The sequence below is a fragment of the Nautilia lithotrophica genome (assembly GCF_054656815.1).
The window spans coordinates 633,115-655,865 of the sequence record NZ_BAAHXN010000001.1 but is presented as its reverse complement, the minus strand read 5'-3'; the positions used below and the strand labels follow the sequence as shown (position 1 = coordinate 655,865).

At 29.1% G+C, this 22,751-nt stretch carries 23 protein-coding genes; 21 read left to right on the top strand and 2 right to left on the bottom strand.

All coding sequences use genetic code 11. The features are described 5' to 3' along the window. The 12 genes from ACYQ19_RS03400 to ACYQ19_RS03345 all read left to right on the top strand — a co-directional run bounded on the left by ACYQ19_RS03400 (nt 1) and on the right by ACYQ19_RS03345 (nt 9,512). Complete coding sequence (locus ACYQ19_RS03400; protein ID WP_459978018.1) at nt 1–1,431, top strand: hypothetical protein; 1,431 nt, start codon at nt 1–3, stop codon at nt 1,429–1,431. Continuing rightward, nucleotides 1,421–2,011 (top strand): hypothetical protein, encoded by a 591-nt coding sequence (locus ACYQ19_RS03395; RefSeq protein WP_459978017.1) that lies wholly within the window; start codon nt 1,421–1,423, stop codon nt 2,009–2,011. The genes ACYQ19_RS03400 and ACYQ19_RS03395 overlap by 11 nt, the downstream gene beginning before the upstream one ends. Then, nucleotides 2,008–2,379 (top strand): hypothetical protein, encoded by a 372-nt coding sequence (locus ACYQ19_RS03390; protein WP_459978016.1) that lies wholly within the window; start codon nt 2,008–2,010, stop codon nt 2,377–2,379. The genes ACYQ19_RS03395 and ACYQ19_RS03390 overlap by 4 nt, the downstream gene beginning before the upstream one ends. Continuing rightward, nucleotides 2,376–3,725, top strand: coding sequence for a type II secretion system protein GspD (locus ACYQ19_RS03385; RefSeq protein ID WP_459978015.1), 1,350 nt, complete (start codon nt 2,376–2,378; stop codon nt 3,723–3,725). The genes ACYQ19_RS03390 and ACYQ19_RS03385 overlap by 4 nt, the downstream gene beginning before the upstream one ends. After that, a complete protein-coding gene (locus ACYQ19_RS03380; protein WP_459978014.1) occupies nt 3,715–4,398 on the top strand; it encodes an AAA family ATPase in 684 nt (227 codons plus the stop codon). The genes ACYQ19_RS03385 and ACYQ19_RS03380 overlap by 11 nt, the downstream gene beginning before the upstream one ends. A 107-nt stretch (nt 4,399–4,505) precedes the next feature. After that, nucleotides 4,506–5,045 carry a CDC27 family protein gene (locus ACYQ19_RS03375; protein ID WP_459978013.1) on the top strand — a complete coding sequence of 180 codons (540 nt, stop codon included), beginning with the start codon at nt 4,506–4,508 and terminating at the stop codon, nt 5,043–5,045. A gap of 19 nt (nt 5,046–5,064) precedes the next feature. Beyond that, entirely contained in the window at nt 5,065–5,550 is a 486-nt protein-coding gene (locus ACYQ19_RS03370; RefSeq protein ID WP_459978012.1) for a hypothetical protein, read from the top strand. Continuing rightward, on the top strand, nt 5,547–7,220 hold the full coding sequence (locus ACYQ19_RS03365) for a GspE/PulE family protein (RefSeq protein ID WP_459978011.1): 1,674 nt from the start codon (nt 5,547–5,549) through the stop codon (nt 7,218–7,220). The genes ACYQ19_RS03370 and ACYQ19_RS03365 overlap by 4 nt, the downstream gene beginning before the upstream one ends. Continuing rightward, nucleotides 7,210–8,427, top strand: coding sequence for a type II secretion system F family protein (locus tag ACYQ19_RS03360; protein WP_459978010.1), 1,218 nt, complete (start codon nt 7,210–7,212; stop codon nt 8,425–8,427). Before ACYQ19_RS03365 ends, ACYQ19_RS03360 begins: the two co-directional genes overlap by 11 nt. Beyond that, the gene (locus tag ACYQ19_RS03355) at nt 8,400–8,531 is read left to right on the top strand and encodes a hypothetical protein (protein ID WP_459978009.1); all 132 of its coding nucleotides are present in this window, start codon (nt 8,400–8,402) and stop codon (nt 8,529–8,531) included. Before ACYQ19_RS03360 ends, ACYQ19_RS03355 begins: the two co-directional genes overlap by 28 nt. A 55-nt stretch (nt 8,532–8,586) precedes the next feature. Beyond that, complete coding sequence (locus ACYQ19_RS03350; RefSeq protein ID WP_459978008.1) at nt 8,587–9,030, top strand: type II secretion system protein; 444 nt, start codon at nt 8,587–8,589, stop codon at nt 9,028–9,030. Next, nucleotides 9,024–9,512 carry a type II secretion system protein gene (locus tag ACYQ19_RS03345; protein WP_459978007.1) on the top strand — a complete coding sequence of 163 codons (489 nt, stop codon included), beginning with the start codon at nt 9,024–9,026 and terminating at the stop codon, nt 9,510–9,512. Before ACYQ19_RS03350 ends, ACYQ19_RS03345 begins: the two co-directional genes overlap by 7 nt. Nucleotides 9,513–9,559: 47 nt before the next feature. On the opposite strand, the gene ACYQ19_RS03340 is transcribed toward ACYQ19_RS03345, so the two are convergent. Beyond that, on the bottom strand, nt 9,560–10,507 hold the full coding sequence (locus ACYQ19_RS03340; protein WP_459978006.1) for a sensor histidine kinase: 948 nt from the start codon (nt 10,505–10,507) through the stop codon (nt 9,560–9,562). A 48-nt stretch (nt 10,508–10,555) separates the two neighbouring features. Here ACYQ19_RS03340 and ACYQ19_RS03335 point away from each other — a divergent pair, with 48 nt between their 5' ends. From ACYQ19_RS03335 to ACYQ19_RS03295, 9 genes are all read left to right on the top strand, one after another. Continuing rightward, nucleotides 10,556–12,112, top strand: a complete 1,557-nt coding sequence (locus ACYQ19_RS03335) for a fatty acid--CoA ligase (RefSeq protein WP_459978005.1) — start codon at nt 10,556–10,558, stop codon at nt 12,110–12,112. Between the two features lie 220 nt (nt 12,113–12,332). Further along, nucleotides 12,333–12,668 (top strand): 30S ribosomal protein S6, encoded by a 336-nt coding sequence (rpsF, locus tag ACYQ19_RS03330; RefSeq protein ID WP_459978004.1) that lies wholly within the window; start codon nt 12,333–12,335, stop codon nt 12,666–12,668. Beyond that, nucleotides 12,661–13,134 carry a single-stranded DNA-binding protein gene (gene ssb, locus ACYQ19_RS03325; RefSeq protein WP_459978003.1) on the top strand — a complete coding sequence of 158 codons (474 nt, stop codon included), beginning with the start codon at nt 12,661–12,663 and terminating at the stop codon, nt 13,132–13,134. The genes rpsF and ssb overlap by 8 nt, the downstream gene beginning before the upstream one ends. A 10-nt stretch (nt 13,135–13,144) precedes the next feature. Then, nucleotides 13,145–13,429: a 30S ribosomal protein S18 gene (rpsR, locus tag ACYQ19_RS03320; protein ID WP_459978002.1), complete on the top strand. Its 285-nt coding sequence runs from the start codon at nt 13,145–13,147 to the stop codon at nt 13,427–13,429. A 41-nt stretch (nt 13,430–13,470) separates the two neighbouring features. Beyond that, on the top strand, nt 13,471–14,445 hold the full coding sequence (locus ACYQ19_RS03315) for an alanine racemase (protein ID WP_459978001.1): 975 nt from the start codon (nt 13,471–13,473) through the stop codon (nt 14,443–14,445). Then, a complete protein-coding gene (gene xseA / locus ACYQ19_RS03310) occupies nt 14,442–15,779 on the top strand; it encodes an exodeoxyribonuclease VII large subunit (RefSeq protein ID WP_459978000.1) in 1,338 nt (445 codons plus the stop codon). Before ACYQ19_RS03315 ends, xseA begins: the two co-directional genes overlap by 4 nt. A gap of 188 nt (nt 15,780–15,967) precedes the next feature. Next, a complete protein-coding gene (gene flgL, locus ACYQ19_RS03305) occupies nt 15,968–18,577 on the top strand; it encodes a flagellar hook-associated protein FlgL (RefSeq protein WP_459977999.1) in 2,610 nt (869 codons plus the stop codon). 87 nt (nt 18,578–18,664) lie between these two features. Continuing rightward, nucleotides 18,665–20,854: a DNA translocase FtsK gene (locus tag ACYQ19_RS03300; RefSeq protein WP_459977998.1), complete on the top strand. Its 2,190-nt coding sequence runs from the start codon at nt 18,665–18,667 to the stop codon at nt 20,852–20,854. A gap of 10 nt (nt 20,855–20,864) precedes the next feature. Further along, nucleotides 20,865–21,491 carry an OmpA family protein gene (locus ACYQ19_RS03295; protein WP_459977997.1) on the top strand — a complete coding sequence of 209 codons (627 nt, stop codon included), beginning with the start codon at nt 20,865–20,867 and terminating at the stop codon, nt 21,489–21,491. Here the strand turns inward: ACYQ19_RS03295 and mqnF are convergent, their stop codons facing one another. Beyond that, nucleotides 21,492–22,706, bottom strand: a complete 1,215-nt coding sequence (mqnF, locus tag ACYQ19_RS03290; protein ID WP_459977996.1) for an aminofutalosine deaminase family hydrolase — start codon at nt 22,704–22,706, stop codon at nt 21,492–21,494. Nucleotides 22,707–22,751: the final 45 nt, after the last annotated feature.

The window sequence follows — 22,751 nt, the reverse complement described above, 5'->3', positions numbered from 1 at the left end:
TTGAAAGTAATCTATTTAACAAAAGATAAATTATACATAAATGAAAACGACAGGATTGTTAAAAAAGAATTATCATATGAAAAGGGTATAGTTACTTCTTCTATAGGTTACAATCATATTTTAAATATAACATTTAAACTTCCAAAAGATTTAGATAAAGAGATGCTTGAAGTAGAAGCTGAAAAGTATATTTTTACAGAAGGTTCATTAGATTATGCTAAAGAATATAAAATAAATTATATATTCAAAGAATATGAAGATTACATAAATGTCGAGGCATTTGTAGTTGAAACAGAAGTTTTAAAAAAGGAATTTGAAAAATATTTAAAAGTTTTTAAATATATTGATTTTATTTCAGCAAAACCATTTATATTTAAAAGTTATTATGATATTACAAACGTAACACCTCAAAATGATGCTTTTGTTTATTTTGATGAAAATGAAGCTTTTTTAAGTTGTTTTGAAAATGGGGAGTTTGTTTTTGTAAAAAGTATAAGTAAATTATCAACATTGTCAAAACAGCTTAATTTAAGTGTAGAAGAAACAAAGAAATTATTATTAGAAAAAGGATTGGATGAAACGAAATATGAAGATTTGTCTGTTTTTAGTATTGTAGATTCATTTTTCTCTCAGTTGTTTATGAAAGTTAGTAATTTGATAAATTATTCAGTTTCATATTATGGATTAACTAAAATAAACAATATATTCTTTTACTCACCTTTTGATATAAATAAATTATTTGATAGTTATACAAACTTTTGGAATTTAAGTGGTGTTGAGTTTAAAAAATACATAATTGAAACAGATTACGATCCTTTCGATTATACAGCAGTTATATATAATACAAAACATTTCGAAAATGAAAATGAAAATTTTTCTGTTTTTCCAAAGCCAGTTCCTTTTTATAAGAAAAAAAGTGGAATTTTATTGTTGTTGATTATTTTTTCTTTTTCTTTTGTAGGTATAGATGCATTTTTTAAATATCAGACAATTGAACAAAAAGAAACTCAAATTTTGTCTTTGAAAAAGAAAATATTAAGAATAAAAAAAGAAGAAAAATTACTACTTTCCGCTATAAAAAAATATAAAACTCAAATTAATGAACTAAAATCTGAAAATAATGCTTTACAAAAACAAATTTCTGATATATCAGATAAAGTATTGTTTTTAGAAAATATTCAAAGAAGTAAACTTACTTCCAATGAGTTGGCAGATTTAGTATATGAGTTAAAAAAATATAATCTTAAACTTCTTACTTTTAATAAAAACAAAGATCATATTGACTTAATTATTTTAAGTGAATTTGGGAATTCTGCAAATGTAGCTAAATTGATGAAAGATATGTATAATCTAGGTTATAAAAATGTAACTTCTACTGAAATAGAAAATAAAAATGGAATTTACATTGCAAAAGTGAGTTATGATGAATAAGATTGATGAATATTTAAATACATTGGATAAAAAAAACATTATATTATTATATGCTTCTATAATTATAGCCGCTTTTATAGTTTTTTATAATTTTAATTATAATGTATTGTATGAAAAAATAAAAAATTATGATCAAGAAATAAATACCTTACAAGAAAAACTTCACAAAACAAATAAATTAAAAGCGACATTAGTTAAATTAAAAAAGGAAATTAAAGTATTAAAAAGTAAAAATTTATCTTTGAATGAAGATCTAAAATATTTAAATGTATTAATTAAAACATCATCCATTTTACACATAAATGAAAAAGAATTTTTGAATATTTTAAAAAATGTATTGCAAAAAGCAGTAGAAAACAAAATTCCAGCTTCATATGCTATTGCTGAAAAAACGGATGAATATAAAAAATATATTATTAATATAGATGGTTTATTTGAATCTAAAAATTTTAAAGCTTTTTATAAATTTATAAATAATTTGGAAAATATTAAAGCAGTGAAAAAAATTGAAAATTTAAAATTTGAAAAAAAAGAACAAATACATTTTAATTTAAGAATTATATTTTGGAGTCTTTTATGAAAAAAATGCTAATTTTTTTAATATTATTTATTTTTGTAAAGGCCGATGTGTTTACCATTATTAATGATATTAAAAAAATGCAACTATTCAATCCTAAATTTAAAAAATTAGTAAACTATGATATATTTAATGATTATGTAACAAATAAAGAAATTAATTCAGAAACTCCTGCTACTTTTAATGAAAACATTCAAATAAATGCTATTTTCCAAAATAGAGTGAATATTAATGGCTCATGGTATAAAATAGGGGATATAGTAAGCGGATATCAAATTATTAAGATCAATAATAATAAAGTAATTATGAAAAAAAATAGAAAAATTAAAACACTGATAATCAAATCTAATATTTTAAAGGTTGTAAAATGAGAAAAATTTTAATAATAATATTTATCATTACTTCAGTGTTTGCGACTGATTGTAGTAAAAAACTTTTTTCACTACATATTGCTAATCCAGTGAAAATGAAATTAATATTATCTGATTTAGTAAATGAGTGTAAATTAAATATAGTGTTAAAGGATAGTAATGCAAAAAAAATGGTTAATCAAAATTTGGAATTTATAAATGTTGAAAATGTTACATTTAAAGATTTATTAAATACTATTTTTGAACAAGTAGGTCTGTTTTATGAGTTGAAAAACAATACAATTATTATTTCTTACAATAAAACTAAAACATTCAAAATAGATTTTATTCCAAATTCTATAAGTGGTATAGCAAATATTGATTCTACTGACAATACAATAAAAACCGATTATAAATTTGACTTTTGGGATAATTTAAAAAACAATATTGTTCAGATACTTAAAAATACTGATTCTAATTACAAAGATCCAATAATAGATAAAAATTCCGGGTTAGTAACCGTAACCGGCAATAAAAATCAGATTGAAGAAATAGAAAAATATATAAAAGATTTAAACAACAGATTACATAAAGAAGTATTAATTGATGTAAAAATATACAGTGTTACACTTTCCAATTCTCATAAAACCGGTATTGATTGGTCACAACTTTCTTTATCGCTTGCAGATAAAAGCGTTCCTATTACGGCATCAAATATTATAGGTAATAATGCAGTATTTAAACAGGCTACCTTTAATGTTGGGGGCTTGCTAAATTTTTTAGCTGAAAATGGAAATGTTAATTCTATATCAAATCCTAAAATCGTAACGCTTAATAATCAAAAAGCATTAATAAAAGTAGGCGATACAATATATTACAAATACGCATCTGAAATTACTACAGACAATAATGGCAATCCAACTACAGAATATACTATTGATAGTAAATTTGTTGGTGTATTATTGGATATAACCCCTCAAATAAGCGATAATAATGAAATCATATTAAGCATAAATCCAAGGATAAGTGCATTTAAAGATGCAACTCAATTAACAAATACAAATAGGGATATGCCACCAGATACACAGGATAATACTATGATTAGTGTCGTTAAATTAAAAGATAATGATACTTTGGTTTTGGGTGGCTTAATAACAGATGACAAGCAATTAAGGGTAAATGGAGTTCCTGTATTGAAAGAAATTCCAATTATTAAATATTTATTCTCTTCAAGAGAGGAAATTACAACAAAAAAAGAACTTGTATTTGTAATTACACCACATATTATTGATTTAAGAGAGAAAAAAACTTTAAAAGATTATGGTTATAAAAGACTTCCTAGTTTAGAGGAATTAAATGTTAAGTGAGTTAATTGAAGAATTTAGAGATAAAATTGATATAAACGATTTTTTTAGTTATATTAATTTTGAAATTGTAAAAGAAGATTTAATATCTACAAAATCAAATATTGTTTTTTTACTGGGACCACCAGGAAGTGGAAAAAGTTATATGCTTTCATTATTAAAATACAAATACCCTGAAAAATATATCTTACAAAAAGAGCCTTTTTTAACAAAAGAAGAATTTTTAAATCAACATAATGAAATGGATAATAAAGTTATTTTAATAGATGAAGCACAACTTTTACCTATAGAAATGATTGAGTTTTTAAGACTTTTAAGCGATAATGGCAATCAAGTGGTTTTAAGTATGCATCAAAATGAAGGAGAAAAAATTGCCAATCTTCCACAATTTGCTTCAAGATATACTCAAAAGATTTTTATGAAACCTCTTACTTTTGACGAATTTGAAAAATATGTAATGTCAAAATTTATTAAAAATAATCGATACGATTTGATAAACAAAAAAAGACTTAAGAAAATCTATAAACTTACACGAGGAAATTTCAGACTCTCTAAAAAATTTGTATTTACTGCTTTAACACTTTTAGATTATTCTTTAAGAAATTCGCTTAAATATAATAGTATTGATAATTGTATTATAGATATGACAGCTATTGAATTAGGATTAATAAAATGACGTTTTTGGAATTGGAACAACAATGTAAAAAGAGACGATTTTTAAAAATAATAAAAATTGTGTTTTTATTATTATTAATTTTTTTAGTTGGTTTTTATTTTTATAAAATGTATTACAATAGAAATAATACTTCTTTAAAAAAAACAGAAATAGGAAAAAATATTTTCATTAAACAGGAAAATAAAACTGAACAGAAAAAACAAGAAAAAAATCTAACTAAAGTAAAAAAAATTAACGAAAACAATGAAAAATTAAATTTAATAATTGATCTAAATATTTCCGAACCTCAAAAAGAGCAAAAGAATAATCTACCAAAAAAAGAAAAAAATTTTAAAGATACCATACCAGTAAATATAAAAAAAGAATCTTCATTTACAATGATGGCAAAAACTCTTCCTTCTTATGCAACCTGTATTACCTTAGCTGAAAAATATTATCAAGAAGGTAATTATAAAGAAGCTTTAAAATGGGCCAAAAATGCTAATATACAAAATAATAAAAACCCAGAATCTTGGATATTAAGTGCTAAATCATTATATAAATTAGGTAAAAAAGAAGAAGCGTTAAAAGTTTTAAAAATATATTATAATTATCGAAAGGATGAAAAAGTAAAAAAATTAATGGGGGAATTAAATGAAAATCATTAAATTTTTTATTTTATTTTTGATGTTTAATTTGTTAAATGCCTCGTTAGTAAAAGAATATTTAAGTAAAAATTATCATAAAATTTGTTCATTTAAAAATATTAAAAAATATAAAAATAATGAAAAAGCATTAAGTATAATTGGTGTTTCATGTATAAAAGTTGATAGTATTTATTTACTTCCATATATTATAAATCAATTAAAATATACTGATTATGGAAGAAAAAATGCAATATATTTTTTGACGATACTTATGGAGAAAAAATTATTATATTCTTATCTTTATGATGGAATTTCATTAAAAGCTTTTTCTTTTCCAATGACAGATTATGTTTTGTCAATAATTTTTAATGCAATTAAAAATGATAATTTTAAAAAAACGGGTGATTTAATAATTGTTGAGGATACGAAAAATAATAAAACTTATAATGTATATAAAAAAAACGATAAAATGTATATAGATGAATTTAAAAACGGAAAATTAATAAAAAGGCGATGGTATAGATGATTAAGCAAAAAGTAAGACTTGGGGATTTGTTAATAAAAGAAAATATTATCACAGAAGAAGAGTTATTAAAAGCTTTAGATAAACAAAAAGAATATAAAGAAAAAGGTATATATAAAAAACTTGGTGAAATATTAATAGAACTTGGATTTGCAACCGAAAAGCAGATTTTAGAAGCACTTTCAAAACAACTTGGATTCCCTTTTGTAGATTTATTCGGTGAAAAAATTGATTATGAATTACTTTCCTCTTTTCCTTTAAGTTTAATTGAAAAACATCATATAGTTCCTTTTAAAAAAGATGAAGAGTATATTTATGTGGCTACCGCTGATCCATTGGATTATGACTCATTAGAACTAATCGAAAAATTTTCACCAAAACCTTTAAAAGTGTTTATTGCGTTAAGCAAAGATATTCAAATTATAATTGATCGTTTAAAAATTACAATATCAACTCATGAACTTATAAATAAAGTAAAAAAAGAACTTCAAAGCGGTGGAACAGAAAATATTAGTGCTATTGATGAGTTGTTGGATCTGATTTTGGAAAAAGCTATTAAAGACAGAGCTACAGATGTTCATATTGAGCCTTTAAGATATAACTTTATTGTCCGTGCAAGAACGGATGGGGTTTTAAAAGAACTCTTTTCATTTGAAAAAGATATATATTTTCCGTTGGTTTCTAAAATAAAATTATTATCCAATATGGATATTAGTGAAAAAAGAAAACCTCAAGATGGGCGTTTCACAAAAAATTATCATTCAAATATATATGATTTTAGGGTATCAACATCACCTACTTTACATGGTGAAAGTGTTGTTCTTAGAATTTTAGACCAAGAAAAAATATTATTGAGAATGACAGAACTTGGAATGAGCGAATATAATTTAAAAAGATTTGAAAAACTGATTCACTCACCATATGGAATTGTATTTGTAACTGGTCCTACCGGAAGCGGTAAAACTACTACATTATATGCTGCGCTAAATGAAATAAAAGGGGTTGATAAAAAAATCATAACCGTTGAAGATCCAGTAGAATATGAAATTCCTTTAATACAACAAATACCTGTCAATGTTAAAATAGGAGTAACGTTTGCTACAGCTCTTAGAAGTATTTTAAGACAAGATCCTGATATTATTATGATTGGTGAGGTTAGGGATAAAGAAACACTTGAAGCGGCGATTCAAGCATCACTGACAGGACATTTAGTTCTTGCAACATTACATACAAACGATGCACCAAGTGCAGTAACTAGAATGATTCAGATGGGAGCGCAAAATTATATGGTTGCCGATTCATTAATAGGTGTAGTTGCTCAAAGACTTGTTAGAAAAATATGTCCTTATTGTAAAGGAGAATATTATCCATCAAAAGAAGAACTTGCAATGATAAAACCTTTCTTACATGAAGAGATTAAATTTTATAAAGGTTATGGATGTAAAGAATGTGGTTTTACAGGATATATAGGTAGAGAAATGATTAGTGAAGTTCTTGTAATTAATGAAAGACTTGCTCATATGATTGCAATAAACAAAGACAAAATTGAAATATTGCAAGCTGCTAAAGAGAGTGGTTTTGTAAGTATGATTGAAGATGGGATTAATAAAATAAAAGCAGGGATCACAACTCTTGAAGAAATTTTAAGGGTGGTTAAAGTAGATGTATTTTAAGATCGAATATATTAAAAAAGGAAAAATGCAAGAAATTGTAATTTCTGCAAAATCGATTAAAGATGCAATAAATAAATTCAGAGAAAAAAGATTAGGAGTTTTAGTTAATATAGAAGAGTTTAAAAAACCTTCATTATTAGAGGAAATTTCTAAAAAATTAGAACTATCAAAAATTGATTTGGAAGAATATATTGCTGTATTGGAACAGATGCATGTAATGCTTGATGCGGGTTTGTCAATTGATTTAGTAGTAGGAAATATAAAAGATACTATAAAAAATAAAAAATTAAAAAATATATTTGTTTCTTTGGAAAACGATATAAAAGCTGGACTTTCTTTAACTGCAGCATTTGAAAAATTCGAAAAGGAACTCGGAAAGCTTACCGTTTCAATGATTAAACTAGGTGAAGAAACGGGAGATTTGGCAAGAGCCATAAAAGATCTATCAGTAATTTTACATGAAATTTTAGATAATAGAAAAAGATTGAAAAAAGCCACAAGATATCCTATGTTTATAGTTTTTGCAATGAGTATTGCTTTTGTGATCGTGATTTTATTTGTAATTCCACCTTTTAAAAATATATTTGCTCAATTAAATACCGAACTTCCTTTACCTACCCGTTTTTTGCTATGGATTGAAGCATCTATTCAGCATTATGGACTTTATATTTTGGTTGGAGCGATTGTTGTTTTTGGTGTTATTACATATATGTATAATTCAAACGAAAACATTAGGCTTAAAATGGACAAATTACTATTAAAAATTTATATTGTTGGACCAGTTATTAGACTTGCAATGACGGGAAGATTTGTATATGTTCTTCAAAGACTTATTGATTCAGGAATTCCAATCTTGGATGCTGTTGATATTGCACTTAATATTATTGATAATACGTATATGAAAAAGCAATTTGAGCATATAAAAAATTCCATAGTAACAGGCGGAACTATAAAACAAGGCTTTGAAGAAAGTAAAATGTTTGAAAATATGACTGTTCAAATGATTGCAGCGGGGGAAGAAAGCGGATCGCTTGTATTGATGCTTCAAAAAGTAAGTAATTATTATCTTGATAAATACCGATACATTGTAGATAATATTGCTGTTCTAATTGAACCAATTTTAATAGCAGCAATTGCAGGGTTTGTAATGACGCTTGCTCTTGGCATATTTTTACCGATGTGGAACCTTACAGAAGCGATAAAATAGGAGTAAATGTGGGAATAGAAACCGGAAGTATAGTTACGGCAATCATTAGTATGATGATTTTAGGATTTGTGCTTTGGATTGTGCATAAAATCTCTAATGTTTGAATTTTAAATGCCGATTTTGTGTTATAATAATACAAAAATCTGACAAGGAGTAAAAATGAGAAAAGCGTTTACGTTGATTGAATTAATTTTTGTTATTGTAATTATTGGTTTATTAGCAGCTGTTGCAGTTCCTAAGTTTGTAAATCTTAAACAAAACGCAGAAGCAAATAGTGTTGTAAAAACTACAGTAGATGCTGCTCAGCAAGCTGTAGAAGCTGCAATAAATCATAGAGATTTAGAAAATGAAACATTTGGGGATGATTTTAATTTGAGTGATATTGTTCAATTAAAAGGAAAAGGGTGGAAAAAAATTAATAATAATGATTTTCAATATCAAGATGCTGCTAATAACAATGCTGTAGTTGCAGAGATTACAATGAGCAGTAATGAAGTAAATTATACAATTAATTGTGATAATTTTAAAGATACAACAACACAAACTAAATGTAAAGCATTAATTGGTGGTGATGATAATACATCAGTAACACTTACATGGTAAAAAAAGCTTTTACATTAATAGAACTTATTTTTGTAATTGTTATTATTGGGGTATTGGCATCTTTTGCCATCCCCAAATTTAAAAATTTAACTACTCATGCCAAATCTTCCGGAATTAAATCCGTAGTAACTTCCGTTCAATCTTCAATAGATAATATTCATGGAAAATGGATAATTAACGATAATTATGTTTGGGATCCTGATGGAGATGGCAATACTAATTTGAATAATGAAGGATATCCTATATCACTTGATAGTGGTAAAAATGAAACTTCCTTATTCAAATATGTATTAAAAATACCGGTTCCAAGCTGCGGAAACAGAACGCAAAGCTGCTGGAAAGAGTATGATGATAACAGATATGAGTATATTTATACACCTAATAAAATCTTAAAAATTGATTATAACGCTACTTCTGGAACCCTTGAATGTATTGACGGAGTAGGCGTTACAAAACAGGAATGTGAACAAACCATTTACTAAAAATTCATCTCAACTATTAACCATCAACCATTCACTATCAACATAACTTATTTAGGAAGGTATATCTTAAATCCTTTTTTCTTTGTGGCAACTTCTATTTTACCATTATGGGCATTTATAATTTCCAGGCTTAAAGCAAGGCCCAAACCATTACCTTTTGTTTTAGTGGATTTAAAAGGCTCGAATAAAATATCTTTATTTTCAAATTCTTTTCCATTATCGTAAATATTGATAATATGATGATTTTCGTCGTTTTCATATAAAATTTCAATTAATCCCTCTTCCGTGTCGTCTTCTTCAATTGCATCTATCGCATTGAATATCATATTTTGAAGAACTAATAGCAGTAAATCAAAATCTGCTTTGATTTCAATATCCGGTAAAAAAAATAAAAATTTTATATCTTTGGAATATGAATAATATTTTATAGAATTTTCTATTTCTTCTTTCATTTCGCTTAATAAGAATGGTTTTATTTTAGGCTGCAAACCTTTTGAAAAAAGAAGGGTGGATTTTATAATTCTTTCTATTCTGAAAACAGAGCTTTTCATCTCGTCTAATAATTCATTGTTTCCACACTGCTTTTTTAAAAGAGATATTAAAATCGAAATGGATCCTATAGGGTTTCTTATTTCATGTGCAAGATGTGCTGCCATCTGACCCATTGCAATAAGGCGTTCGTTTCTTTTCTGTTCTGTAATATCGGTTGCACTTATTATGTTTTTATCTTTAATAGTTGACTTTTGAACCAAAAAGACTTTGTTTCCTATTTCAATTTCACCTGAATTTGGAATTGAGTTAAATTCTTTTGTTTTAGAGTTTTGGACAATTATTTCACCATTTTGATCTATAACCCATAAAGCCTGAGGTAAAAACTCTATTACTCCGTTTAAAATGTTTTTAAGCTCTATAAACTCTTCTTCAACTTCGTATGTTCTTTGAATTAATGTTTCAAGGTTTTTTAGAAGTTCTTTTTGAGAAGATGGAATTTCCATGAAGTGCCTTTTTGGTATAATTTTTCATAATTTTATCAAAGGAAGAATATGATTAAATACGATTATAATAACTTTTATGAGATTTTGGAAAAGAATGCTAAACAATATCCCAAAAAAACCGCTTATTTTATTGACGACAGAAAAATAACTTGGGGCAGAGTAAAGAAAAAAGTCGATACGTTTGCAAGAACCCTTGAATTTTTAGGAGTTAAAAAAGGTGATAAGGTTCCTATTTTTGTAGGAAACTCTATTGAGTATATCGTAGCTCTTTTGGGTATTCAAAAATTAGGCGCCGTTGCCGTGCCGATTAATACGTTTTTGAAAGAAGAAGAAGTTGCGTATATCGTTAATGACGTTGAAGCGACATTGATGGTGGCAAGTGCCAAACTTGCCGGATCTATCAAAAATATCAGGGATAAAACGGATATTAAAAAAATAATATGGGAAGGGGACTGGGAAAAAGTAGATGCGGACAACATATCTTTTAGTGAAATACTTTCAAACTTTGAATCTCATGAAGTTAGCGAACTTCCAAAAATTGACGACTTAGCTGTTATTATATATACTTCAGGGACTACAGGCAAGCCTAAAGGGGCAATGCTTAGTTACAAAAACTTCTTTTCAAATATTTACGGGGTAAACGAACTTATAAAACTCAATCACAAAGACAGATTTATCGCATATCTTCCTATGTTCCATTCATTTACGCTGACTGTGAACATTCTTCTTCCTATGTTTTATGCCGCTCCTGTTGTAATAATACGCTCGATTATGCCTTTTAGCAATATTATTAAACAGACTTTACTGAAAAGAGTGACTATTTTTACCGGTGTGCCTGATGTTTATTCGGCACTCAGCCGTGCAAAACTTCCTTTTTATTTCCATTGGTTTAATAAAGTGAGGTTTTATATCTCAGGTGCCGCTGCATTGCCGGGTGAAGTGCTTGAGAGATTTTCGGCAAAATTTAAAAAAGGAAAACTTCTTGAGGGTTACGGACTTAGTGAAACATCCCCTGTTGTGGCTGTAAACAGACCAGAACTTCAAAAGCCGTATTCGGTAGGACCGGCAATTCCAGGTGTGGAAGTTAAAATAGTGGATGATGATTTGATGGAAGTGCCAGTAGGAGAGCCGGGTGAAATTATCGTCAAGGGTGATAACGTAATGCAAGGATATTATAAACGTGAAGACGCCACGGCTGAGACAATTATAAACGGCTGGCTTTTAACAGGTGATATAGGAAAAGTGGATGAAGACGGATATATTTATATACTTGACAGAAAGAAAGATTTAATAATTTCTAAAGGTGTAAATATTTATCCGCGTGAAATCGAAGAGATATGTTTAAAATACGATGGTGTGAAAGAGTGTGCGGTTGTAGGAATGAAAGATGAGCAAAGCGGTGAAATACCTGTGGCGTTTGTAGAACTTGAAGACGGGGCTGAGATAAAAGAAAGTGAACTTAAAAGATTTTTAAAACAGCACCTCGCGAATTATAAAGTGCCGAAACACATCTATTTTGTAGAAGAACTTCCGAAAAACGCAACGGGTAAAGTTTTAAAAAGAGTATTAAGAGATAAAATAGACGAATATATAAAGAAAAGTTAAAATAGTTGTTGAGGTTGTAATAGCTTTTTAGTGTTTTTGAGGTTTAAAAAAGTTTTAAAGCTGAACTAAATAACCATAAAAACTTTAATAACCTCAAAAAGCATAACAACTCATTAACTGATTTTACATTTATATAAAAATATAGTATAATAACGCCTCAAAATTTAAAAACGCCTCCTTGCTCCAAAAAGCAGGGGCTAAAAAGCCAGAAGGAGAATTTATGAGTTTAAGACATTACGAAACGATGTTTATTCTTAAGCCTACTCTAACAGATGAAGAGAGAGCTAAGAATGTAGAAAACATCCAAAATGTTATTCAGCAAAACGGTGGAGAAGTTGCAGCATTGGATAAAATCGGTGTAAGAGAACTTGCATATCCGATTGAAAAATTTGAAAGAGGTGATTATTACATAGTTTATTTTAAAGCACCTGCAAGCGCAGTTCTTGAGCTTGAAAGACAAATGAGATATAACGAAGATCTATTAAGATTTATGACTGTTAAATATGAAAACAAAAGAGAAATTAAACGCTGGGAAGAGATGGTAAAAAATGTATAATAAGGTTATTCTCGTAGGAAACTTAACACGTGACGTTGAATTAAAATATACGCCTACGGGAACAGCTATTGCCAAATTTGGACTAGCTACTAATAGAACATTTAAAGATAATGTAACCGGAGAAAACAAACAAGAGGTTATGTTTATTGATATCACGGTTTTCGGAAGAAGTGCCGAAATAGCAAATCAATACTTAAGAAAAGGCAGACGCGTATTAATTGAAGGTCGTTTGGTTCTTGACCAATGGGTAGACCAAAGTGGACAAAAACGCAGCAAACATTCTATAGTTGCAGAAAAAGTGCAGTTTATGGAAAATAAAAACAGCGGAGATGAAGGCGGATATCAACAATCCACACCTTCATACAATCAACCGCAGCAGCCGGCAGCGCAGCAGCAGATGCAACAAACACAAAATCAAAACAACATTCCGTCAATCGATATCGATGACGAAGAAATACCATTTTAAAGGATAAATAATGGCAGCAGATCCAAAGAAAAAATACGGAAAAAAAAGATGTAAATACTGCGAAATGAAAGTAGATTTCATCGGATATAAAGATCTTGATTTAATTAAATATTCTCTATCTGAGAGATATAAAATTATGCCAAGAAGACTTACTGGAACTTGTAAAAAACACCAAGATATGGTTACTAAAGCTATTAAAAGAGCAAGACAAGTTGCACTTATCCCTTACGTAGTAGATAGACACAGAGTAATCGAAAATCCGTTTGACGCTATTAAACCTCTAAAAAGCAAATAATAACCCTCTTTGGGGTTTTGCCCCATAATCAAAGGCTTAATATGGCTATCATATACCTACACAAACAAAATCTTTTTGATAATCTTAATAAAATTTCAAAAATAAATCCTAATATTTTAGCGGTAATTAAAGATAACGCATACGGGCATGGAATTATAAGTTTTTCTAAAATGCTTAAGGAATGGGGTATAAATAAAGTTTGTGTTAAAAACAACGACGAAGCGGAAGTAATTAAAAATCTGTTTGAAGAAATAATTATTTTTTTCCCACACACGGGAAGAAACGCAAAAAATTTTTCATATTGTATAAACTCCTTAAAACAGCTCAAAAAAAACAGACATCCTTATATACATCTAAAAATTGACACCGGAATGCACAGAAACGGCATTTTAATAGATGAGCTTGAAGAAGCTTTGGATATTATTAAAAATAAAGAATTTGAATTAAGAGGTGTTTTTACGCATTTTTGCTGTGCGGATGAGACGGCGAATGATATGTTTATACAATATGAAAGATTTAAAAATATTAAAAACAGGGTAGAAGCTTTTTGTAAGGAAAATGAAATAAAAATCCCGTATTTTCATATTGCAAACTCATACGCTCTTGATAAACTGCCCGATACGTTTGATTATGTAAGGCCCGGAATTGCTTTATACGGCGGGATTGAAGGGTATAAACCAGTAATGGAGCTAAGAGCTGATGTATTATCAAGCAGGATTTTGAAAAAAGGATGGGGCTGCGGTTACAATAAAATGTATATGAGTGATGAGGATATTGAAGTTACTACAATAGATATAGGTTACGGAGACGGGCTTCCTTATTTCAAAACCGGATGTAAGTTAAAAGATGCAGAAGCTATTGGTAAAATATCAATGGATTCTATGATTATAAAAGGTCGTTTTGAAAAAGAGGTTGTAATTTTTGATGATGTCAAAGAATTTGTAAAAAATTTCGATACTATCACATACGATATTCTTGTAAAAATTTCCCCACGCATAAAAAGGAAAATAGTTTGACACCAATCAGTGTAACACAGCTTAATAATCAGATAAAAAGTATAGTTGAATCACATTTTGAGATAGTGCTTGTTGAAGGCGAAGTCAGTAAGGTGGTGTATCACTCGTCAGGGCATCTTTATTTTACGCTTAAAGATGAAAACTCTTCCATAAATTGCGCTATGTGGAAAAGTAATCTTGCACGTATGAAATTTAGACTAAAAGAGGGTGAAAAGGTTTATGTTTACGGGGCGTTAAGTGTATATGTGCCAAGAGGTGAATATAAAATTATAGCTCAAAGTATTGAACCGAGCGGAGTCGGTGCTCTTCAAAAAGCGTTCGAGCAATTAAAAGAAGAACTTAGCAAGCTCGGGTATTTTGATGAGGCGAGAAAAAAGCCGATACCGAGATTCCCAAGACGTATTGCGATAGTTACGTCCGCTACGGGAGCGGCTCTTCAGGATATGTTAAGGATTGCCGGTAAAAGATGGCAATTGACGGAAATATATCTTTTCAACGCACTTGTGCAGGGTGACGGAGCTGCGGATGATATAGCTATGAAGATAAAACTTGCGGATGAATTTGTTTTTGAAGACGGAAGCGGATTTGATTTGATAATCATAGGCAGAGGAGGGGGAAGCAAGGAAGATTTATGGCCTTTTAACGAAAGAGTCGTGGCCGATGCGGTTTATAACGCATCCACTCCTATTATTTCAGCGGTTGGGCATGAAATTGATTATTTAATAAGTGATTTTGTTGCGGATGTGAGAGCTGCAACTCCGAGTAACGCAATGGAAATCGCGCTTCCGGATAAAAACGAAATACTTTTAATGCTTGATGAAATGAAAAACGCTTTTGTTTATAAAATATCCCATCTGATCCAAAAAAAAGAAAAAGAACTTATTCATATAAGAGAACTTTTAAATGCATCTTCACCCATAAAAAAGCTTGATATGAAACTGCAGGAATGTGAGCTGCTTTTAAAAAGATTTAACCATTCGTATTTAAATCAGATACAAAAAAAAGAAAAAGAACTGAATGAGCTTAAAAACATACTTTTTTCACTTTCACCGGTAATTAAAATAAACTCTTTTGAAAAAGAAATAGAACTTTTAAAAAGCACTTTCAAAAACAAAACGGCTCAAATTATCTCTTCTAAAGAAAAAGAGCTTATCAACCTTAAGAATGCATATGAAACACTCAATCCCAAAAAAAGGGAAAAAAAAGGTTTTGCGGAAATAACAAAAAACGGCAAACGCATAGATTTAAAAGAGTTAAAAATAGGGGATGTTTTCGATGTAAGCAATGCGGATGTGTTGATAAAATCTAAAGCTTTGGAGAGAATTGAAAATTAAAAAAGGGCTCCCCGAAAAATCGAAAGATTTTTTGGGGTATAGAGAGAGAATTGAGAATTGAGATATGATGACAGACACCATCTGTAATCAAATTGAGGCAAGTATTTATGTGCCGTTTTTAATTTTTTTGTTTTTTGCCGATTTAGGAATAGAAATTGCTTTATTACAAAAAAGTCCAAGGAAGGATTATGAGAGTTACCCAGTTTACGCAATATAATAATTTTATTTTAAACCAGCAAAGAACGCTTTCCGAGTTAAATAAAGTTCAAACTCAAATATCAACAGGCGTTAAAATACAAAATATGTATGAAGATCCGGTAGTATATACTAAATATTTAAAATTAAATGAAGAGATGAATTCTTTTACTCAGATAAAAACTTCCGCTTCTTTTGCCCAGACATTTGCAAATGAAACCGATACGGTTTTAAATGACTTTGTTTCTACTCTTGGAAGTTTTAAAACAAATTTGCTTAAAGCTGCAAACGATACGAATGATGAAACAAGTAGAAATGCAATTGTAAGTGAACTTGAGGGTGAGCTTGAACATTTAAAAGATCTAGCAAATACTTCAGTTGATGGTAAATATCTTTTTAGCGGAAGCAAATTTGGAACAAAACCTATTGATGATAATTTTAATTATCAAGGAAACTCGGAAAAAGTTAAAGCATTTTTAGGTGCAGGGGTTGAGAGAGAATATAATATTGATGGGGTGACTCTTTTTTTAGGTCGTGATAACGATTATTCCAAACATATTTCTACAAATATTATTCAATATGACAAAATGAAAGCCAATCCTCAATTTATAGTAAGAGGTTCTGATGGTAAATTATATATTGACAAACATATAAAAGAACACGGCAAAATTCCTGATACAGAAGATGTTCCGATTAATGAACCTATTACCGGTAATAGTCAGATCAGAATGTTAACGGGTGTTGAAGATGTTTATGATCCAAATACTGATACATATAGTGATGGAACAAGTTATTTTTATATAAAAGGAAAAAAACCAAACGGAGAATTGATAAATCAAAAAATATCTATGAAGAATTCTGATAGTGTTAATGATTTGCTCAGAAAAATAGGAGAATTATACGGGAATACGCCAACATCAAAAATTGTAGATGTTAGTTTAAATGATATGGGACAGATTCAGATACAAGATATTCAAACGGGTAAAATGTTAACGGATTTTTTTATGGTTGCTAGTGATAAAGATGAATCTAATATTGAAGATTTAGTTAAAAATGGTGATTATATAGTTGAATTTCAAAAAAGCAATTTTGATACTATAAGAAACTTATCATCCATTAAAGCAAATAACGCAAACTTTGATAATAGAATATTTAAGTTTGGTAGTGAATTTAAAACTATTGATACAAAGCGAGAAGCTCTTCCTAGTGATTTGATATATAATGTATTAGGTGAAAATGCGGTAAGGGAAAGTGATGGAACTATACAAAATCTAGATCATTTAACACTTAGTGGAACAGATACAAACGGAAACATTGTCAATGTTACATTTAATATAACTTCTACTACTACGATGCAGGATTTAATTGATGAAATCAAAAACAATTTTGGTGATGTAAATGTAAGTTTGGAAAATGGTCAATTAATAATTGTTGATAATAGTATTGAAAAAGATGAAACATCCAATTTATCAGTTTCTATTAATGCATTCGATTCAAATAATAATGCCTTAGAAGTTTTTTCAAGTAAGGATGTTGCAAGTTTTGAAAAAATATATATGCAAAAAAACGGAAATCAAATAAACTCTAATATATCACAGATTGTTAAAGATTATAAAATTACGATAAAAAATGGGGAAAAATTAATAGAAAAAAATCCTTTGGCACAAACTTATGCGACGGAAGACACATCAATTATTGATACTATGGGAACTGACGATTTGCCACAAGAAATTAAAATTAAATTCAGAGACAAAAATGGAGAATTAAAAACGGCAGTAATTACTCTTCGAGACACTCCGGATGCCGATGGGCATTTAAGTAATTTTTGGATAGATATTAATAATGACGGAAATAGGGATTCCAATGAAGTTTTTGATATTTTTGAACCTGATGGGTCTTTAACACCTGCTCACGATGTTATTACTACCACAACCGAATTAAATCCGGATACTTGTGAAGTGTGTGAAAAAGAAAAACTTCAAAAAGGTATGACTTACAGACAGCTGGGCGATGTAATATCAATGCTAACAAGCGGCAATTTACCTGCTAATAATAGCGCTAAAGATTATAATACAGCGTTGATTGCGGCAAAGAAAGAAATTGTAACGGGAATGGATGATAAAGGAAAATTTTATTTAAAAGATAATTCAAACAATCCGACAAAAATTGATTTGAGTATATATACAGACAATAATTCATTATATTTTCAAGCGAATAATGCAGTGACAATAGATGAACCACAAGTAGATTTTTTTGATACATTACAAAAAGCCATAGAAGCTGTGAAAAACGGGAATTTTTATCCTGATGGAGAATCAAATCCAAGAAATTTTGGAATTCAAGGAGCAATTGAAGCAATTGATCATATTACCGATCATGTTAGACGATCACATGCCAAAATAGGTGCTGTTAGTAATGAGTTTGATTTAACAATACAAAGAGTAGAAATGCTTACTTTAAATGTTCAGCAGCTTCAATCGGAAAATATTGATACTGATTTAGGGGAAGCTACAATGAAACTTAATTCCCTTCAGACATCATATCAAGCTCTTCTTGCTTCAATAGCGAAAGTAAATAACTTAACTCTTCTAAATTATTTATAATGCGGATGATTAGCTACTTTTGGCTACTGATTTCATCTGCAACTATTTTTGATTTGTGATACAATTCTACATAAAAAAGGTATGAGATTGCGTAAGAGTATATATATATTGATTTTTGCTTTAATAACATATTTATTAATTGCCACTATTATTCCTAAACCATCAGTAGTAGGTAAAATTGGTGAATTTTTAGGAAATGCCAATTTTAAATTATTCGGTTTTCTGTCTTATATATTTCCTTTGTTGTTATTTTTACTGGCATATTTAGGGTTTAAAAGAAAATATGATTCAAATGTATCGATAAAAGTTTTGGGGGGAGTATTTTTATTTTTTGATTTGCTGTTTTTACAATCTGTGATTTTTAATAATGGCGTTATAGGTAATCTGTTTGTTAATACCCTGAAAAATTATATCGGAATAGCAGGGGTTGGATTGCTTATATTTGTGATTTTTTTATGGGGATTATTTTTAATGTTCGAGGATAAAATTCTTTATTTTTTAAACAAAGAAAAAAATGAAAACGATAACAAAGAACAAACAAGAATTGAATCTGTTGAATTTGATAATGATGTAAGTAATATAGAACTCGACAGCGATGATATAAAAGAGGAAGCTTTAAGTTCTGATATTCAAATTCAACAAGAAAATATTTCAGAGGAAAATTATGAAAACAATGAAGAACCTATAAATGAAAATGTCGAATATAAAAAAGAGAATGAGGATTCTTTAGAAAATAAAAATAATAAATTGTCAAATTCAAAAGAAATTCAACATTTTACAAATATGCAAAAGTCAAAATCAGATGAAACTCATCACGTTACTCATGTTCAGGAACTTGAAGACACGAAAAAGCTTCTTTCACAAATAGAAACCGGTGAGAGGGAAAAACCTAAAAACTGGAAATTTCCACCATTAGATTTTCTAAGTAAACCAAAAATAGGTAAAAAAGAAATAAACGAAGCGGAAATTGATAAAAAGATAAAAATATTAATTGAAAAGCTTAAGCAGTTTAAGATAGAAGGTGATGTTGTTAGATATTATGTGGGACCTGTCGTAACTACATTTGAATTTAAACCTCTTCCTCATATAAAAGTTTCAAAAATTTTAGCACTTCAAGACGATTTAGCAATGGCACTTAAGGCTCAATCTATTCGTATTCAGGCACCTATTCCAGGTAAAGATGTTGTGGGAATAGAAATTCCGAATGAAAAAGTTGAAACGATCTATCTTAGAGAAATATTAGAAAGCGATATATTTAAAAAAGCAAAATCACCTCTTACAATAGCACTTGGAAAAGATATCGTTGGCGCTCCGTTTGTAACGGATCTTAAAAAACTTCCTCATTTGCTTATAGCCGGAACTACTGGAAGCGGTAAAAGTGTAGGAATTAATGCAATGATTCTTTCACTTTTATATAGAAATTCCCCAGACGAGCTTAAGTTTTTAATGATAGACCCTAAAATGCTTGAATTTTCAATATTTAATGACATACCACATCTTTTAACGCCTGTAATTACCGAGCCTAAAAAAGCTATAATGGCACTGAATTCCATGGTTAAAGAAATGGAAAGACGCTACAAACTTATGTCAAAAGCAAGAGTTAAAAATATTGAAGGATACAACGCAAAAGTAAGTGATAACGAAAAAATGCCTTATATTGTTATTATAATTGACGAACTTGCGGATTTAATGATGACAAGTGGAAAAGATGTTGAATATTCAATTGCCAGACTTGCACAGATGGCAAGGGCGAGCGGCATACATTTAATCGTAGCTACTCAAAGACCAAGCGTAGATGTTGTGACAGGATTAATTAAAGCAAATTTACCAAGCCGTATAAGTTTCAAAGTGGGACAGAAAATCGATTCGAAAGTTATATTGGACCAATTCGGGGCTGAGAGTCTTTTAGGAAGAGGGGATATGTTATTTACACCTCCAGGAATTACAGGACTTATCAGACTTCACGCACCTTTTACTAGCGAGGAAGAAATTGAAAGAGTTGTAGAGTATTTAAAATCTCAAAGAATTGCCGATTATGATACAATAATAGTTAATACTATTTCTGAGAGTGAAATGCTTGAAGAAATTGATGATTTGGATGAACTATTTGAAGAGGCAAAAGAAATAATATTAAAAGAAAAAAGAACAAGCATTTCATATCTTCAAAGAAGATTAAATATTGGGTATAATAGAGCAGCTAATATTATTGAACAGATGGAAAGAATGGGAATTCTCTCTCATCCTAATGCAAAAGGGCAAAGAGAGATATTAATATGAAAGGACTAAAATGAAAAAATTAATTATTGCATCAGCTATAGCAGGGGTATTTATAGTAGGTTGCGCAGAAAAACCAATGGCTACATCAGTTATTGATTTGGCAGGAAATAAAAAAGTAATAGGGTGGAAAGATAAAAATAGTGTTGAAGTTAAAAAAACAGAAACAAAAGAAGTAAATGTCGTAAAATGCGAACCAGTAAAAGATTCTGATCATGACGGAGTTCCAGATAATATAGATAAGTGTCCTAATACACCGGAAAATATGCTTGTAGATCATAACGGATGTCCTATTATAACCACATTGAGGCTTAATTTTGATTTTAATAAAGCCATAGTTAAAAAAATATATTATCCTGAACTTCAAAAAGTTGCAGAAATATTAAAAAATAATCCTAATCTTAAAATAGAAGTTGCGGGTCATACCGATAATATAGGAAGCGATGAATATAATTTGAAATTATCACAAAAAAGAGCTGAAGCAGTTAAAAATATATTAGTAAATAAATTTGGAATTAATCCTAATAGAATAGTTGCGAAAGGTTATGGTGAAAAATATCCGTTGGTTCCAAATACAACAGCAACAAACAGAGCATTAAATAGAAGGGTAGAAATAGTAAATATTACGAATAAGCAATAATTATTTTATTTCTTTTCCGTTTATGTATAAGTTATCTACTTTGTTAGTATGAAGAATAATTTGTAAAGGTAATAGTTCTAAATTCTTTACTTTATTTGGCAGTTTAAAAGTAATAATATCCGCATCTTTTCCTGTTTCCAAACTTCCGTTATTAAGTCCTAAAGCTTTGGCAGCGTTTATAGTAACGGATTTAATTAAATCTTTCGCTAAATATTTAGGATGAAGGTCAGTGTGCATTAAAAGAGCAGCTCTTATTTCTTTAAAAAGATTAAGTGAATAATTTGAACTTTTTCCATCAGTAGCTACATTATATGGAATTGAAAAATTTTTTACGCTTTCAAGATTTAAAAGACCGACGTTAAGAAGTCTGTTTGAGATTGGGCAATGTGTTATATAACCGCCTATTTCGTTTATGCGTTTTAACTCTTCTTCATTTGCATGAACACAATGGATAAAAGTTGTGTTTGTGTCTTTAAATAATTCAATAAATTCTAATGGTTTGATTAAAGGTTTGGCGTTTTTGAAATGTTTTTCAAAAAATATTTTAAATTCTCCTTCGCCTTTTTCCAGCCATTTTCTTTCGGTTTTACTTTCCATAAAGTGTGTTTGTATTGGTAAATTTTTATTTTTAGCTATTTCAATTACTTTTTTCATAAGAATTGGATGGACGGAATAGGGTGAATGAATTGACAGACCTATTTTGAATTTTTCATTTTGAACTTCTTCAGATTCTCTTATTCTTGCAAGAAAATCCTGATATATCATATCCACCGCAGCAGGGTTTGAGCCGATTATTTCATTAAAATATACTATTTTAAGAGGGGAATGTTTTAAGTATTTAAGATCATTTCCGGTTGAACTTATCTGACCGAATGCACATATTCCGCTTTTTTTCATTTCTTTAATAGCCGATTTGTAACATTCGCTTTTGCATCCGTGAAAAAGGTCTTCTCTATGTTCCAAAACCGAATTGAGCCAGTTCATAAAATCGCCGTATTCAAGATGAGTATAATTAGAACTAAACTCAAGATGGGTATGGGTATTTATTAAAGCAGGCATTATTACGGAGTTTTTGCCAAGATATATTTCATTTAAAGAATCATCCAAATTTTGCCCGACTTCAATAATTTTATCATCAAAAATTATTTCCCCGTCTTTAATTATTTCATATTTTTCGTTTAAAGTTAGAACATAATCGGCTTTTAACTTAATCAAAACAGGTCCTTTTTGTAATTTATAGCAAAAGTTGTGCCAAATTAT

Excerpts from the sequence above, each read along its gene's own strand:
- ACYQ19_RS03395 (WP_459978017.1), top strand. The coding sequence starts at position 1,421 with ATGATGAATAAGATTGATGAATATTTAAATACATTGGATAAAAAAAAC.
- ACYQ19_RS03390 (WP_459978016.1), top strand. The coding sequence starts at position 2,008 with ATGAAAAAAATGCTAATTTTTTTAATATTATTTATTTTTGTAAAGGCC.
- ACYQ19_RS03385 (WP_459978015.1), top strand. The coding sequence starts at position 2,376 with ATGAGAAAAATTTTAATAATAATATTTATCATTACTTCAGTGTTTGCG.
- ACYQ19_RS03380 (WP_459978014.1), top strand. The coding sequence starts at position 3,715 with ATGTTAAGTGAGTTAATTGAAGAATTTAGAGATAAAATTGATATAAAC.
- ACYQ19_RS03375 (WP_459978013.1), top strand. The coding sequence starts at position 4,506 with ATGTATTACAATAGAAATAATACTTCTTTAAAAAAAACAGAAATAGGA.
- ACYQ19_RS03370 (WP_459978012.1), top strand. The coding sequence starts at position 5,065 with ATGTTTAATTTGTTAAATGCCTCGTTAGTAAAAGAATATTTAAGTAAA.
- ACYQ19_RS03365 (WP_459978011.1), top strand. The coding sequence starts at position 5,547 with ATGATTAAGCAAAAAGTAAGACTTGGGGATTTGTTAATAAAAGAAAAT.
- ACYQ19_RS03360 (WP_459978010.1), top strand. The coding sequence starts at position 7,210 with ATGTATTTTAAGATCGAATATATTAAAAAAGGAAAAATGCAAGAAATT.
- ACYQ19_RS03350 (WP_459978008.1), top strand. The coding sequence starts at position 8,587 with ATGAGAAAAGCGTTTACGTTGATTGAATTAATTTTTGTTATTGTAATT.
- ACYQ19_RS03345 (WP_459978007.1), top strand. The coding sequence starts at position 9,024 with ATGGTAAAAAAAGCTTTTACATTAATAGAACTTATTTTTGTAATTGTT.
- ACYQ19_RS03340 (WP_459978006.1), bottom strand. The coding sequence starts at position 10,507 with ATGGAAATTCCATCTTCTCAAAAAGAACTTCTAAAAAACCTTGAAACA.
- ACYQ19_RS03335 (WP_459978005.1), top strand. The coding sequence starts at position 10,556 with ATGATTAAATACGATTATAATAACTTTTATGAGATTTTGGAAAAGAAT.
- rpsF (WP_459978004.1), top strand. The coding sequence starts at position 12,333 with ATGAGTTTAAGACATTACGAAACGATGTTTATTCTTAAGCCTACTCTA.
- ssb (WP_459978003.1), top strand. The coding sequence starts at position 12,661 with ATGTATAATAAGGTTATTCTCGTAGGAAACTTAACACGTGACGTTGAA.
- rpsR (WP_459978002.1), top strand. The coding sequence starts at position 13,145 with ATGGCAGCAGATCCAAAGAAAAAATACGGAAAAAAAAGATGTAAATAC.
- ACYQ19_RS03315 (WP_459978001.1), top strand. The coding sequence starts at position 13,471 with ATGGCTATCATATACCTACACAAACAAAATCTTTTTGATAATCTTAAT.
- flgL (WP_459977999.1), top strand. The coding sequence starts at position 15,968 with ATGAGAGTTACCCAGTTTACGCAATATAATAATTTTATTTTAAACCAG.
- ACYQ19_RS03295 (WP_459977997.1), top strand. The coding sequence starts at position 20,865 with ATGAAAAAATTAATTATTGCATCAGCTATAGCAGGGGTATTTATAGTA.